Origin of the sequence: Variibacter gotjawalensis (assembly GCF_002355335.1) — a bacterium.
GTDB classification, from domain to species: Bacteria; Pseudomonadota; Alphaproteobacteria; order Rhizobiales; family Xanthobacteraceae; genus Variibacter; species Variibacter gotjawalensis.
On the sequence record NZ_AP014946.1, the window covers coordinates 2,539,413 to 2,554,528 of the forward strand.

The 15,116-nt window shown below is 63.7% G+C and carries 12 protein-coding genes; 7 read left to right on the forward strand and 5 right to left on the reverse strand.

Annotated features, from left to right (window positions below; genetic code table 11):
- The first annotated feature begins 13 nt into the window (after window positions 1-13).
- Window positions 14-730 carry an MgtC/SapB family protein gene (locus tag GJW30_RS12305; RefSeq protein ID WP_096355723.1) on the forward strand — a complete coding sequence of 239 codons (717 nt, stop codon included), beginning with the start codon at window positions 14-16 and terminating at the stop codon, window positions 728-730.
- 46 nt (window positions 731-776) lie between these two features.
- On the opposite strand, the gene GJW30_RS12310 is transcribed toward GJW30_RS12305, so the two are convergent.
- From GJW30_RS12310 to GJW30_RS12325, 4 genes are all read right to left on the reverse strand, one after another.
- Window positions 777-2,213, reverse strand: a complete 1,437-nt coding sequence (locus GJW30_RS12310; protein ID WP_096355725.1) for a homospermidine synthase — start codon at window positions 2,211-2,213, stop codon at window positions 777-779.
- A gap of 313 nt (window positions 2,214-2,526) precedes the next feature.
- Complete coding sequence (locus GJW30_RS12315; protein WP_096355727.1) at window positions 2,527-3,084, reverse strand: GNAT family N-acetyltransferase; 558 nt, start codon at window positions 3,082-3,084, stop codon at window positions 2,527-2,529.
- A 150-nt stretch (window positions 3,085-3,234) separates the two neighbouring features.
- Complete coding sequence (locus GJW30_RS12320) at window positions 3,235-4,380, reverse strand: type III PLP-dependent enzyme (RefSeq protein ID WP_096355729.1); 1,146 nt, start codon at window positions 4,378-4,380, stop codon at window positions 3,235-3,237.
- Between the two features lie 650 nt (window positions 4,381-5,030).
- A complete protein-coding gene (locus GJW30_RS12325) occupies window positions 5,031-5,270 on the reverse strand; it encodes a hypothetical protein (protein WP_096358800.1) in 240 nt (79 codons plus the stop codon).
- Between the two features lie 172 nt (window positions 5,271-5,442).
- Between GJW30_RS12325 and GJW30_RS12330 the strand changes: the two genes are divergently transcribed.
- From GJW30_RS12330 to uraD, 4 genes are all read left to right on the forward strand, one after another.
- Window positions 5,443-6,051 (forward strand): chorismate--pyruvate lyase family protein, encoded by a 609-nt coding sequence (locus GJW30_RS12330; RefSeq protein WP_130364436.1) that lies wholly within the window; start codon window positions 5,443-5,445, stop codon window positions 6,049-6,051.
- Between the two features lie 85 nt (window positions 6,052-6,136).
- Window positions 6,137-7,543: a nucleobase:cation symporter-2 family protein gene (locus GJW30_RS12335; protein WP_096355733.1), complete on the forward strand. Its 1,407-nt coding sequence runs from the start codon at window positions 6,137-6,139 to the stop codon at window positions 7,541-7,543.
- Window positions 7,544-7,550: 7 nt separating this feature from the next.
- Window positions 7,551-8,393 (forward strand): factor-independent urate hydroxylase, encoded by an 843-nt coding sequence (gene pucL / locus GJW30_RS12340; protein WP_096355735.1) that lies wholly within the window; start codon window positions 7,551-7,553, stop codon window positions 8,391-8,393.
- Window positions 8,394-8,594: 201 nt separating this feature from the next.
- Window positions 8,595-9,479 carry a 2-oxo-4-hydroxy-4-carboxy-5-ureidoimidazoline decarboxylase gene (uraD, locus tag GJW30_RS12345; RefSeq protein ID WP_096355737.1) on the forward strand — a complete coding sequence of 295 codons (885 nt, stop codon included), beginning with the start codon at window positions 8,595-8,597 and terminating at the stop codon, window positions 9,477-9,479.
- On the opposite strand, the gene GJW30_RS12350 is transcribed toward uraD, so the two are convergent.
- Window positions 9,476-10,957 carry a M81 family metallopeptidase gene (locus tag GJW30_RS12350; protein WP_096355739.1) on the reverse strand — a complete coding sequence of 494 codons (1,482 nt, stop codon included), beginning with the start codon at window positions 10,955-10,957 and terminating at the stop codon, window positions 9,476-9,478. The genes uraD and GJW30_RS12350 overlap by 4 nt on opposite strands.
- A gap of 275 nt (window positions 10,958-11,232) precedes the next feature.
- Here GJW30_RS12350 and GJW30_RS12355 point away from each other — a divergent pair, with 275 nt between their 5' ends.
- Window positions 11,233-13,269: a M3 family metallopeptidase gene (locus GJW30_RS12355; RefSeq protein WP_096355741.1), complete on the forward strand. Its 2,037-nt coding sequence runs from the start codon at window positions 11,233-11,235 to the stop codon at window positions 13,267-13,269.
- A 215-nt stretch (window positions 13,270-13,484) separates the two neighbouring features.
- Entirely contained in the window at window positions 13,485-15,080 is a 1,596-nt protein-coding gene (locus GJW30_RS12360; RefSeq protein WP_096355743.1) for a gamma-glutamyltransferase family protein, read from the forward strand.
- The last annotated feature ends 36 nt before the right edge of the window (window positions 15,081-15,116 follow it).

The following is a 15,116-nucleotide window of genomic DNA, read 5'->3' on the forward strand; positions in this document are numbered from 1 at the left end:
GACGAGACGACTGATGCGCCTGCTCCAAACCTTTCAGCTCTACGATTTTTTTGACACCGCCGTCAGCTTGTTCGTGGCCTTCGTGCTCGGAACGCTGATCGGCGCGGAACGGCAGTATCGGCAGCGCACCGCGGGTCTGCGCACCAACGTGTTGGTCGCCGTTGGCGCTGCTGCGTTCGTCGATCTTGCGATGCATCTCGACGGCGCGGGCGGGGCGGTGCGCGTGATCGCGTATGTCGTGTCAGGCATCGGCTTTCTCGGCGCCGGCGTGATCATGAAGGAGGGCCTCAATATCCGCGGCCTCAACACGGCGGCGACACTGTGGTGCTCGGCCGCCGTCGGTGCCTGCGCGGGCGCCGATCTCATCGCGCAGGCGATCTTGCTGACCGTGTTTGTGCTGGCCGGAAATACGATGCTGCGGCCGCTCGTCAATGCGATCAACCGCATTCCGTTTGACGAGCATTCGTCCGAAGCGACCTACGAGATGCGCATGACGATCGATGTCGTTGCGATGCCGCCGGTGCGGGATCTCCTCATCGAAAAGCTCGAAGCCGCGAACTATCCGGTGCGCGATGTTTCCGTCATCGACCGCACAGACGATCTGGTCGAGGTTGTCGCCACATTGGTCAGCTCATCAGTCGAGGCGCGCGAACTCGACGCCGTAGTCGGCGCGATCGCGCAGCAACCGGGCGTGCGCCACATGACCTGGCAGGTCCGCACGACGGACTAAAGAAAAAGCCCGGAGCAAACTCCGGGCTTTTGTCGTCTAGTTCCTGCTAGCCTTGCACCAGCACGTTCTTGAACTGCCAGGGATCGCGTTTATCGATCTCCTCCGGGAAGAAGCCCGGGCGATCGACCAGCGGGTTCCATTCCGTATAGGCGCCGATCACCGGGCCGAGATACGGCATCTGCACTTCGAGGCAGCGGCGGAAATCCATCTCGTCGGCTTCGACGATGCCTTCCTTCGGATTCTCCAGCGCCCACACCATGCCGGCGAGCACGGCGGACGTGACCTGCAGGCCGGTCGCGTTCTGATACGGCGCGATGCGACGCGTCTCTTCGATCGAAAGCTGCGAGCCGTACCAGTAAGCGTTGAGCTTGTGGCCGTAGAGCAGCACGCCGAGCTCGTCGATGCCGTCGACGATCTCGTGCTCGTCGAGGATGACGTAGTCGTCCTGGATCTTGCCGGCCTTGCCGAACACTTCATGCAGTGACAGCACCGCGTCGTTGCACGGGTGGTAGGCGTAATGGCAGGTCGGGCGATACGTCACCTTGCTCTTCTGGCGCACCGTGAAGTAGTCCGAGATCGAGATCGCCTCGTTGTGCGTCACAAGATAGCCGTACTGAGCTTCCGCGGTCGGCGTCCATGAACGCACGCGCGTGTTGGCGCCCGGCTGCAGCAGGAAGATCGCCGCGCCGCAGCCCTTCTTGTGGCCGCGCGCGTTCTTCGGCTTCCACTTCTCGTGCGTGCCCCAGCCGAGTTCGGCCGGCTGCATGCCTTCCGACAGGAAACCTTCGACCGACCATGTGTTGACGAACACGTCCTTCGGCTTTGGCAAACGCGAGCGCTGCGTGTCGCGCTCCGCGATGTGGATGCCCTTGACGCCGGCCTTCTTCATCAGCGCGGCCCATTCTTCGCGATTGGTCGGCTCCTTGAATTTCAAACCGAGATCGCTCGCGAGCGAGAGGAGGGCGCGCTTGACGAACCATGACACCATGCCGGGGTTAGCGCCGCAGCAGGAGACCGCCGTCGTCGAGCCGGGCTTGCGCTTGCGCTTGGCCTCGAGCGTCATCTCGCGCAGCGCGTAGTTGGATCGCTCTTCCGGGCCCTTTTTGGTGTCGAAGTAAAAGCCGGTCCACGGCTCGTTCACGGTGTCGATGTAGAGCGCGCCGAGCTTCGAACACAGCTCCATGATGTCGAGCGAGCCGGTGTCGACCGAGAGGTTGACGCAGAAGCCTTGGCCGCCGCCTTCGGTGAGGAGCGGGGTCAGCAGCTGCTTGTAATTCTTCTTCGTCACGGCGGTCTGGATGTATTTGATGCCGCGTTCGTCGAGCAGCTTGCGATCGTCATCCACCGGATCGATGACGACGAAGCGCGATTTGTCGAACGTGAAGTGGCGCTCGATGAGCGGCAGCGTGCCGCGTCCGATCGAACCGAAACCGATCATCACGATCGGACCCGTAATGGTGCCGTGATTGGGCCACTCAGCCATTGTCGAAATTCTCCTGTCTGGATGTGCGGCTCTCATCGCGAGAGCAAATGCCGCATCGGCGGCGCGAAAGGGATGACGGCGTTGTAGAGACAACACCCCGGTGATGGAAGGGCGAATGCACGCTTGTTGTGTCGGTTGGATGACGACGCCCCAGCCTCCGCTCATACCCGCGAAAGCGGGTATCCAGCACGCGCCCGGAAGGGCGTGTCGAGAATGCAGCCGGACGGTTTATTTCAGCGTGCTTCGCACGCTTGCTGGACCCCCGCTTTCGCGGGGGTGAGCGGAGTTTCATCTTCTTTGTGGAAGACTGGGCTCACGCCGCCAAGCGGCGCGTGTAAGCCGGCGCGACGATGAAGTCCGGCAGGTCGGCCGGGATCTTGTCGCCGGTGGCGCGGAACAATCCGGCCGCGCCGTTGAGAGTGCCGGCGAGCAGTTCGAGCCCGAGCAGGCGCTCCTGCACGAACGGACCCGGCATGCGCAGCGCGCCGGTCTTCGCCGCCGTGAAACCGAATTTCGCGTAGTAGGCCGGATCGCCGACCAGCAGCACGGCGCGATGGCCGAGCCGGCGGGCTTCACGCAGCACGCGGCGCATCAGCTTGCCGCCGACGCCGCGGCACTGCATGTCGCAGGCAACGGCGAGCGGGCCGAGGAGAAGGAGAGGGCGGCCGGTATCGTCCGTGACGTTCCACAGGCGAACGGTGCCGACCACGCGGCCGCGCTCGACTGCGACGAGCGCCAGGCCCTGAGCCGGCAGAAAACCTTCGCGCAGACGCGCGGACGGCTTGGTGAAACGCACATCGCCGTAGGCCATGTCGAGGAGGTCCTCGCGGGCTGCGATATCGGTCGAACGCTCAAGGCGGATCGTGATCATTGGTCTTGTCCTTCCCACCGCCTTGCCCGGGCGGCCCTTACGCGCCACGGGTCACCGCGCGCGCATGTCCGTCAGTCGCGCGAGCGCGACCGCCGGTTCAAAAGATTTGTCGGGGAGGGGGAGAGCCGGTCGTCCCGGCTCTCCTAAGCGTCAGATATGATACGTCTTCAGCGGCGGCAGGCCGTTGAAGGCGACCGACGAGTAGGTCGACGTGTAGGCACCCGTGCCGTCGATCAGCAGCTTGTCGCCGATCTCGAGGCTGACCGGGAGCGGGTACGGCGACTTCTCGTACATCACGTCCGCCGAATCGCAGGTCGGGCCCGCAAGCACGACCGGCTCGACGTCCGCGCCGTCACGTGGGCTGCGGATCTGGTAGCGGATCGACTCGTCCATCGTCTCGGCGAGACCGCCGAACTTGCCGATGTCGAGATAGACCCAACGCAGCTCGCCTTCCTTCTGGCTCTTCTTCGAGATGAGGACGACCTCGGTCTCGATGATGCCTGCGTTGCCGACCATGCCGCGGCCCGGCTCGATGATGGTCTCCGGAATACGGTTGCCGAAGTGCTTCCGCAGCGCGCGGAAGATCGCCATGCCGTACGAACGGACGGTCGGGACATCCTTCAGATACTTCGTCGGGAAGCCGCCGCCCATGTTGACCATCTTGAGCGAGATGCCGCGCTCCGCGCAGTCACGGAAGATCGCCGCCGCCGAAGCAAGCGCACGGTCCCATGCCTTCACGTTGCGCTGCTGCGAGCCGACATGGAACGACACGCCGTAGGCTTCCAGGCCCAGACGCTGGGCATGGTCGAGCACTTCGACGGCCATTTCCGGCGCGCAGCCGAACTTGCGCGACAGCGGCCATTCGGCGCCGGCGCAGTCGTACAGGATGCGCGCGAAGACCTTCGCGCCGGGGGCGGCGCGGGCGATCTTCTCGACCTCTTCCTTGCAGTCGACCGCGAACAGGCGGATGCCGAGCGCGTAGGCGCGCGCGATATCACGCTCTTTCTTGATCGTGTTGCCGAAGGAGACGCGATCCGGCGTTGCGCCGGCTGCGAGCGCCATTTCGGCTTCCTGCACGGTTGCCGTGTCGAAGCACGAGCCGAGCGATGCGAGCAGGCGCAGGACTTCCGGCGCCGGGTTCGCCTTCACGGCGTAAAACACCCGGGTGTCCGGCAGCGTCTTGGCGAACGTCTGATAGTTCTCGCGCACGACGTCGAGATCGACGACGAGGCAGGGCTCGGTATCGCGGCCTTCTTCGCGACGGCGAAGCAGGAAGTCGTGGATGCGCTGGGTCATCGGCGCTCTCCTTCACAAGGTTCCAAGCAGCCGGGTGCTACCGGCTTGGTTGAAGTTCAGGTGAAACGCGATGAGCGCGGATCACCCGGCGTCAGCGAGGGAGAGAAGACGCTGCGCTCGCGTGCGGTGGAGACACGGACGAGCGAGGACCTTATCACCTCGACGATGCTGCCTTGGATTGGATCGGATAGCCGAACCGCACCTGGGGCAAAGATGGACAAGCCTCTTCGGTGTTGACCTGTGGATTGGCCAACGAGACCAAAAAAGCCCGCTCCGTCGTTGCTTAAGCCACGTCCCCCGTTGAGCGCGGGGTACGCCGGTTTCGCCTCCGGCTGCCGATCAGAAATTGGTCGGGGTAGATCCCCCTCCCAGGCGGCTGGCGGGCCTCTTGTCCCGCTACCTACCGATCGACACACGGCTACAGGCACGTGCGAAATTGGGCAAACGCGATCTAGTGTTTTTAGACCCTGGATGCAAGCGTTTTTTACGCTCTTGCGGCAGAAAATTCTGCTGGAGGATTCTGAGGTTGTTAGCGGTCTCTTCAGGCGCCGCGCGAAGCCGATTCGGCGCCGAGATTTATGACAGTCGAAAGCATTTCCGGCTGAAGTGGATTCCGGTTCAGCGTCCGGAAATGCGACCGCTCAATGGCGCTAGTCGCGCGTGTAAAACGGCTCGGCGCGCTCGGCGCCACGCAGGAAGCCGATCATCGCGAAAACGCCGATGACGCAGAACGCGCCCTGCAGAATGTGCGTCCAGTAGCCACCGAGTTCCAAGAGAATCGCAGCGGCCCAGCCGCCCGCGAAAGCAGCGCCGAAAACAATCGAGCCGATCAGGATCATCGCGGACGTAACCGTGATGACGTTGGACCAGTTCAGCTTCTTCTCGGCCATCGGTAGCTCTTCGTCGGTTGCGCTGCCAGGCAGGGGTGTCCGGCGCGGGCGCAATCTCTCCGAAATGGGTGGCGGGATCAAGGCCTGTTGCAACCGCCACGGCCCATGGTCAGCCCGCCCAGAACGTGAGATAGGGCAGTTTTTCAGTCTTTAAGCATTTTGGCACCCGCGGGTGCCGCAGGTGATTATGCCAAGCAGCCATCAGCCGAACGACGCTCAGCCGGCATTTGCCGATCTGGCTCCGATCTCCGGATACCATGTTCAGACCAAGGGGCTGACCGGGATCGAGCGAATGCTGCTCGTCTCCGACGGTACCTTCACGCCGCAGCTGGAAGCGCTGCTGGGCCGGCCTCTTGTGATCAAGGTGCTGCGGAACGGCGAGGTTCCGGTCGACGCGCGCATCGCCGAGCGGTTCGCACCGACGCCCGTGACGACGATCTGGCGCCGGCAGGTCGCGCAGGCCGATGCGCTCAGCGGCCGGACCTACATGCACGCCGACAGCTACGTGAATATCGACGCCTTTGGGAATGACCTGCGCCGGCATCTGATCGAGTCGGCGTTGGGCATCGGCCGCATCGCCCGCATGCTGCCGAGGCCGCCGGAACGTGAGCCAGTCGGCTTCTATATCGAACAGAACGAGGCCGAAGCGCTGGAACTCGGTCTTGAGAGAACCGAGCAGTTTCTCTGCAAGGTCTACCGCATGAAGGTCGCGGGCGCTTACGCCGCCGTCATCACGGAGCGCATGCCTCGCTCGCTGCTGGCGATCCGGCAATCCGGATAAACTCGCCGGAGGGCTTCGCAGCAGGCGAGCCCGATGGCACAATCGTTGCGTTGCCGTGAGCTTTCTCGATTGTGTTGAGGGCCCGATGTCGCCGACCACGATCTCCCCGACGCATGCGGTGGACGAGAAGCTGCCACTGCCGCGGCTGATCCCTCTCGCGATCCAGCACGTACTGGTCATGTATGCGGGCGCCGTCGCGGTCCCGCTCATCGTCGGCCGGGCGCTCAAGCTTTCGCCGGAGGATGTCGCTTTTCTCATCAGCGCCGATCTCTTCGCCTGCGGCATCGCGACCTTGATCCAAGCTTACGGTATTCCGGGCACCGGCATCCGGCTTCCCGTGATGATGGGCGTAACTTTCGCATCGCTCGGGCCAATGCTCTCGATGGCGGCCGCACCCGAGGTTGGCTTGCTCGGCATCTTCGGCTCCGTCATCGCGGCCGGCATCTTCGGCATCATCGTCGCGCCCTTCATCAGCCGCCTGCTGCCGCTGTTCCCGCCCGTTGTGACCGGCACGATTATCCTGATCATTGGCGTCTCTCTGATGCGGGTCGGCATCAACTGGGCGGGCGGCGGCCAGCCGACGATAACGAAGGTCGTCGATGGGGTGCTGGGCGCGTTCCCAAATCCGGCCTATGCGCAGCTGCAAGGGTTGGCGCTCGCCGGTTTCGTGCTGGTCGTGATCCTCGCGCTGCTCAAATGGGCAGACGGCTTCGTGCGCAACGTCGCGGTTCTGCTCGGCATCGTCGCCGGCTGCCTCCTCGCGGGCTTCCTCGGCCTCATGCATTTCGACAAAGTCGGCAAGGCGGCATGGTTTGACGTCGTCCTGCCGTTTCACTTCGGGCGGCCGACATTCCACCTCGTTCCGATCGTCACGATGTGCATCGTGATGATCGTCGTGATGATCGAGTCGCTCGGAATGTTTCTCGCGCTCGGTGAGATCACCGGCAAGAAAGTCGAGCAGGACGACCTCACGCGCGGCCTGCGTGCGGACGGCGTCGGCACGCTGATCGGCGGGCTCTTCAACACCTTCCCGTACACGTCCTTTTCGCAGAATGTCGGCCTCGTCGGCGTCACCGGCGTGCGCTCGCGCTGGGTGACGGTTGTCGGCGGCGTGATCCTCATCGTGCTCGGTCTGCTGCCGAAGATGGCCGCGCTCGTTGAGGCTGTCCCTCAAGTCGTGCTCGGCGGGGCAGGGCTCGTGATGTTCGGCATGGTCGCGGCGACTGGCGCGCGCATCTTGGCCTCGGTCGACTACAAGAATTCCAACAATCTCTTCGTCGTTGCCATCTCGATTGGCTTCGGCATGATCCCGCTGGTGTCGCCGACCTTCTTCAAGAATCTGCCGCACGATCTGCATCCGCTGCTCGAGTCCGGCATTCTTCTCTGCGCCATCGTTGCCGTAGTGCTGAACCTGTTCTTCAATGGCCTCAAAAGCAGCGAACAGGCGAAGGCCGAAGCGGCGAGCGCCGCCGCAACCGCCGAACACGCGTGAGTATCCGATGACCCTGATCAGCAGCACCTACGGCAAAGGCCGTGTTCGCGTCATGCGCATCAACAAGGTTGGCGCCGTGCAGGAGCCGCGCGAACTGAGCATCAACGTGATGTTGACCGGAAAGTTCTCGCAGGTGTTCACCGACAAGGACAACGCGCTCGCGATCTCGACCGACACGATGAAGAATCTCGTCAACATCGTCGCACGCGAGAACCTCGCGCTCGGCGCGGAGGATTTCTGCGCCGCGGTCGCGCAGCGCTTCTTCGAGCGCTACGAGCAAGTGGACGGCGTCACGCTGAAGGCGCGCGAGACGAAGTGGAAACGGCTGGAGATCGACGGCCATCCGCACGACCACAGCTTTGTTCTCGACAACAACGGCAACCCGATTGTCGAGCTTGCCGCTGAGCGTGGAAAGCTGCCGGAAATATCGTCCGGTGTGTCGGGCTTCACTTTCATGAAGACGACGCGATCCGGCTGGGACAAGTACCTGATGGACCCATATACGACGATCCGCGAGACGCGCGACCGAATTGCGGCGACATCGCTTGAAGCGCGGTGGCAATGGAAAGCCGTGCCGGCGAGCTACGAGAATACGAACACGGCGATCATCGACACGATGATGCAGGTCTTTGCGACGACCTATAGCGAGAGCGTGCAGGACAGCCTCTATCGCATGGCGATGGCGGCGCTCGCTGCTGTGCCCGAGATCGAGACGGTGAGCCTTGCGGCGCCGAACAAGCACTATCTGCTGATGAATCTCGAAGCTTTCGGCCTCACCAACGAGAACGCCGTGTTCTTGCCCACCGACGAGCCGCACGGGCAGATTGAGTGTGTCGTCGGTAGAGAATGAGGCTGGTCATTCCGGGGCGCGCTGGCGCGAAGCGCTGCCAGCCGCGAGCCCGGAATCCATATTCACTGAGCCCTCGAGAGGATCGGGGGTAAGGATCTCCGACTGTCGCGGCTCGCTCCGCGAGCGCGCGACATCGAGGATGACGGCGGCTGCGGCCAATGCAGACTGTTCCAGCGCGATCAGAAAGATTAGAAATCCCCAATGCCGATCTCCCTCGATCACCTCAACGCTGCGCCTGCGCCCGAATTCGTCGCAGCGCTCGGCGAAATCTTCGAGCATGCGCCGTGGGTCGCCGAAGCGGTCACGTCGCAGCGACCGTTCGCGACCGTCACGGCATTGCACGCCGCAATGATCAACGCGGTGCGCGCCAGCCCGGCGGAGACGCAAATCGGGTTTCTCCGCGGCCACCCGGACCTCGCCGGCAAAGCCGCGCGCGCCGGCGATATCGCGGAGGCGTCGAAATCGGAGCAGGCGGGGCTTGGCCTCGATCGTTTGAGCGACGCCGATTACGACGAGATGCTGCGTCTCAATACGGCCTACACGGAGAAATTCGGATTCCCGTTCATCGTCTGCGTGCGGCGCAAGACCCGCGTCGCCGTGATCGCGGATTTCGTTCGCCGCATTGGCAACGATCGCACGGCCGAGCTGAACGCTGCGCTCGGCGAGATCGGCTACATCACTCGGCTGCGCCTCGCCGACGCAGTCACCGGCCCGGGCATGCCGGACGTCGCCGGGCATCTCTCGACGCACGTGCTCGACAGCTATCACGGCCAGCCGGCCGGCGATGTTGCGATCACGCTGTTCGAGATCGGCCGCGAAGGTGAGCGCACGGCGCTCAAAGTCACGCGCACGAACGACAACGGGCGCACCGACGAGCCGCTGCTGCACGGCGGCCCGTTGCGAGCGGGACAATACGAACTGCTGTTCGAGATCGGCGACTACTTCCGCACGCGCGGCGTCAAACTGCCGGACCAGCCGTTTCTCGACGACGTCGTCCTCCGCTTCGGCATCGACGCGCCGGAAGGGCGCTACCACGTGCCGCTTGTGGCGACGCCGTGGAGTTATTCGACGTATCGGGGAAGTTAGGCCTCCGGCCTAAGCCGCACGCCCGGGCGGATTTTCGTGAACGCGAAGCTCGCCGGGTCTTCGATATTCACGCCGGGCGCAAGTGTGACGATCACCTTCTCGGCGATCTCCTGATAGCCCGAACGGAAATGCGCGGAGCTTTTCACCGCGACGATCGCGCAATCCATCAGATCGATGCCGATATGCGTGAACACCTCGCGGTGGATCGGCTGCTGGCGGATCGAGCCGACCAGCACTTTGACGCCGTCCTGCGAGAGCAGGGCGGTCGGCCCCATATTGGTGATGACCGAACGCAGCATCGGCGAGGTGCCGGTGAATTTGCCGTCACTCAACGCTTCGACCCTCCACGGACCCGGCGCTGGCTCTTGGCCCGGACCTTTGAGCCCACCGCCCACTTTGTCGAGCACGGCGCCGACGCCTTTAGCATGCGCCGCCGCGGCGGCTTTGGGGTCGTGGACGAGGCCGAGCACCGCCTTCTGTGCGCCTTGGCGCAGCAGCTCGACGATCAGCCCGGTCGTGTTCGACGGACCGCCGGCACCGGAATTGTCTTGCGTGTCTGCCATGACGACGGGCTTCGACGCGCCGTTCGCGGCGATCCGCATTGCTTCTGTCACGGCGTCCGCGACCGGCAACGGACGATGGCTCGCAAAGCCCTTTTCGGCCGCAAGCACGGCGGCATGCAGCTTGTCGGCGGCGGCATCGACCGCAGCCTGATCGGTGCCGTAGCACGTGATGCTCGGGCCGACATACGGAATGTCGGCCGGCGGGAAGCCCATGTTGAGCGAGAGATGCACGCGCGGATCGTCGCGGTTGATCTGCTTCAGGAGTTCGTAGAGCCCCATCGACGGCTCAACGTAAGTGCAGCCGGTCGTCACCGGGATCAGATAAGGGAAATTGCGGAACGCGCGCGCCGTGACCTTGCCGTTGAGTACACGCTGCAGCCATTCGGCGCAGCGGCCGCCGGACGCGCCCCAGTCGATATGCGGATAGGTTTGGTAGGACGAAATGAAGTCCGCGAGTTCGACGATCTCCGGATCGAGATTGGCGTGCAGATCGAGCGAGATCAGGATTGGCACATTCGGCCCGACGGCCGCGCGCACGCGGCGCAGCAGCGCGACTTCGCCGTCGTTATGCGTTTGCGTCACCATCGCGCCGTGCAGCTCAAGGAACACGGCGTCGACTTTCTCGCGCGCGAGGCCGGCTTCGAGCCGCGCCGCGGTATGCTCGAAGGCTTCGTTCGTGACGTAGCCGGAGGGCTGCGCGCAGCTCCAGATCAGCGGCACCATTGTGTGCCCCTGCTTCTCGGCGCTCTCCATAAAATGAGCGATCGCGAGATTGATGCCGCGGAACACTTTGAAGATGTCCGCGCCTTCGGTAGCGGGCGGGAACGCGCCGCCGCGCGCGAAATCGTCCCATGTCGTCAGCGGTTCGACGAACGTGTTGGTTTCGTGAAGGAAGCCGCCGACCGCAATGCGCATAGTTTTTCCTTGTTTGTTGAGCCTTCGGAGTGCACGGCAACCTCTACCGTCATCCCGGCCAAGCGCTGGTTGCGAAGCAACGCGCGCGAGCCAGAATCCATAATCCCCGGTCGAACGATCTCTCGCAATACCGAGGAGTATGGATTCCGGACTCGCTACTGCGTTATTCGCTTCGCGAACAAAGAGCGCAGCGCGCCCCGGAATGACCCCGTGAAGGCTTCAAATTGGTGTTGAAGGGGCTTATCTATCGCGGAACCTTATTCGAGCGAGTTTGCATGAACCCCTTTGACAGCACCTGGACCACCGCTTTCGGCCTGCCGCCGTTCGATGCCATCAAGCCGGAACATTTCCGCCCGGCCTTCGATCGCGTGCTTGGCGAGCATCGCGAGAAGCTGAAGGCGATTGCGGAGAATGCCGAAGCGCCGAGCTTTAAGAATACGATCGAAGCTTTTGAACTCAGCTTCGAGCCGCTCGGCCGTGTCTCGGCGGTGTTCTATGTGTTGACCGGCGCGCACACCAGCGACGCGCTCGAAGAGGTCGATCTCGAAATCTCGCCGCTGCTCGCGCGGCACTACAGCGAGCTCTATCTCGATTCAACGCTTTACGCGCGCGTCGATGCGCTCAACTCCGCGCGCGATCAGCTCGGCCTTTCGGCCGAACAGCTGCGCGTGCTTGAGCGCTATCATCTCGCGTTCATCCGCGAGGGCGCGGCGCTGGATGCCGGCGCACGGGCGCGCCTTGTCGCGATCAGCGAACGTCTTGCGTTGATGGGCACGCAGTTTGGTCAGAACGTATTGGCGGACGAAAAGGGCTACACGCTCGAACTCGATCCGAAACGCGATCTCGCGGGTCTCCCGGACTTCGCCGTCAGCTCGGCGGCAGCAGCAGGTGATGAACACAAACAGCCCGGCAAATATCTCGTCACGCTGTCACGCTCGTCGATCGAGCCGTTCCTGACATTCTCCGATCGCCGCGATCTGCGCGAGACGGCGTGGCGCGCCTGGGCGCATCGCGGCGACAATAACGGCGAGACCGACAACAAGGCGTTGATCGCCGAGACGGTCGCGTTGCGCGAGGAGCGCGCGAAGCTGCTCGGCTATAAGGATCACGCCGAGTATCGACTTTCCGACGCGATGGCGAAGACACCGAAGGCCGCGCGCGACATGCTCGAAGCCGTATGGCCTGCCGCCCGCGCGACCGCGATGCGCGACCGCGATGGCTTGCGCGAGATCGCGCAGAGCGAAGGTCTCAACATCGAGATCGAGCCGTGGGATTGGCGCTACTACGCCGAGAAGCTGCGCAAGGCGCGCTACGCGATCGATACCGCCGAGGTGAAGCCATATCTGCAGCTCGAGAAGATCATCGAGGCGGCTTTCTACACGGCGACCAAATTGTTCGGTTTGTCGTTCAAGCTGCTCGACGACGCCAAGCTGTATCACCCCGATGCGCGCGCCTGGGAAGTCACCGACAAGGCCGGGCGTCACGTCGGTGTCTTCATCGGCGATTATTTCGCGCGCCCGTCGAAGCGCAGCGGCGCGTGGATGACCTCGCTCCGCGATCAATATCGGCTCGATCGTTCGACGCCGATCATCATCAACGTGATGAACTTCTCGAAGGCCGACGATGGCGCGCCATCGCTGCTGAGCTACGACGATGCGCGCACGTTGTTTCACGAATTCGGCCACGGTCTGCATGGCTTGTTGTCGGACGTCGAATATCCGCTGCTCTCCGGCACGGCGGTCGCGACCGACTTCGTCGAGCTTCCGTCGCAGCTTTACGAGCACTGGCTGGAGACGACTGAGATCCTCGGCAGATTCGCCGTGCATGCCGAGACCGGCAAGCCGATGCCGAAGGAGCTGCTCGATCGCGTGCTCGCGGCGCGAAACTTCGATCAAGGCTTCGCGACCGTCGAATATCTCTCGTCTGCGATTGTCGATCTCGACTTCCATTCGAAGCCGGCCAAGAACATCGACGTCGCGGCCTTCGAGCGCGAAACGCTGGCCGAAATCGACATGCCGAAAGAGATGATCATGCGGCATCGGCCGCCGCACTTTCAGCACATCTTCTCGGGCAGCGGCTACGCGGCCGCTTATTACAGCTATATGTGGTCTGAGATGCTGGATGCGGACGCCTTCGCGGCCTTCAAGGAGAAGGGCGACATCTTCGATCCCGAGACCGCGAAGAAGCTGCACGACTTCATCTATTCGGCCGGCAACAAGCGTGACCCCGCCGAGGCCTATCTGATGTTCCGCGGTTCGATGCCGAAGGTCGATGGCGTATTGAAGAAGCGAGGTCTCAGCGTCGCGGCATAAACTCAGAGCTGGTCTTTCCGGGGCGCGTCGCTTGCGGAGCAAGCAAAGCGAGCCCGGAATCCATAATCCCTGACGTTCATTTAACGCTGGGGTTATGGATCCCCGACCGCCGCCTCCGGCGGCGTCGAGGATGACTGAGTCTTTGAGCTTGCGCCGCAACATAGACTCGCGCGCGTGGTTCCGATAAGGCACGCCCTTTCCTCAAAGGGGCGAGAATGACTGTCGAACAGCACACGTCCGGCCACCGTGGTGGCGTAGTTTGCGCGCCGCATGCGGCCGCCTGCGAGGCCGGGCGCGCCGTCCTTGCCGAAGGCGGCAACGCGGTCGAGGCGATGATCGCAATGGCGGCGACGATCGCGGCCGTCTACCCGCACATGAACCACATCGGCGGCGACGGCTTCTGGCTGATCCGCGAACGCAACGGTCGCGTGCGCGCCATCGAGGCTTGCGGCTTTGCCGGCGCCAACGCGCGCCTCGAAACCTATCGCGACTACGAGACGATCCCGGCCCGCGGCCCGCTCGCGGCGCTGACAGTGCCGGGCGCGCTCGGCGGCTGGGCAATGGCGAACGAGATCGCGAAAGCGTCCGGTGGCAAGTTGCCGCTCGACGTTCTGCTCGGCGATGCGATCCGCCACGCGCGCGACGGCTACGTCGTGACGCGCAGTCAGGAAGCGCTCACCACCGAGAAATTTGCCGAGACGAAGGATGCGCCGGGTTTTGCCGAGGCATTCCTCGTCGACGGCAAGCCGCCGAAACAGGGCACCACCCTCAAGCAGGCTGCGCTCGCCGCAACGCTTGAACATCTGACGAGCGCGGGCCTCGACGATTTCTATCGCGGCGATGTCGGCCGTGAGATCGCCGCCGACCTTGATCGTATCGGCAGCCCGGTGACGCGTGCTGACCTCGAAAAATATCGCGCCGTGCTGCGCGAGCCCGTGCAGGTCGCGACTTCTCACGGCACGATCTACAATCAGCCGCCGCCGACGCAGGGCTTAGCGTCGCTCATCATCCTCGCGTTGTTCGACCGGCTCGGCGTGCGCGAGGCCGAAGGATTCGACTATGTGCATGGCCTCGTCGAGGCGACAAAGCGCGCCTTCATCGTGCGCGATCGGTACGTCACCGACTTCGATCGGCTGCCGTTCCCGCCCGAGCAGTTCCTGACAGCGGATTTCCTCGACGCCGAAGCGAAGAAGATCGATCGCGCCCGCGCGCTGCCGTGGCCGCACAAGCCGAAGGACGGCGACACGATCTGGATGGGCGCGGCCGACGCCTCCGGTCTCGTCGTCTCGTACATCCAGTCGATCTACTGGGAGTTCGGCTCAGGTTGCGTGCTGCCGAAGACCGGCGTGCTGATGCAGAACCGCGGCGCGAGCTTCTCGCTCGACCGCAAGGCCGTGAACCCGCTCGAACCCGGCCGCCGACCCTTCCACACGCTCAATCCGGCGATGGCTGCGCTGAAAGATGGGCGCGTGATGAGCTACGGCACGATGGGCGGCGAAGGCCAGCCGCAGACGCAGGCGATGGTGTTCACGCGCCACGTGCAGTTCCGCCAGCCGCTCGGCGAGGCGATTGCCGCGCCGCGCTGGCTGCTTGGCCGCACGTGGGGCTCGACTGTCACCAACCTCCGGTTGGAGGCGCGTTTCCCGGATCGTCTCGTGGATGCATTGCGTTCAGCCGGGCACGATGTCGATGTGCTGAACGAGGAATATTCGGACACCATGGGCCATGCCGGCGGCGTCGTTCTGCATCCGAGCGGGATGCTGGAAGGTGCGCACGATCCGCGGGCGGATGGCGGGGCGGCTGGGGTCTAGCTGCCACTCGCCGAGGAGCCTCGTTTCCGCCAGACT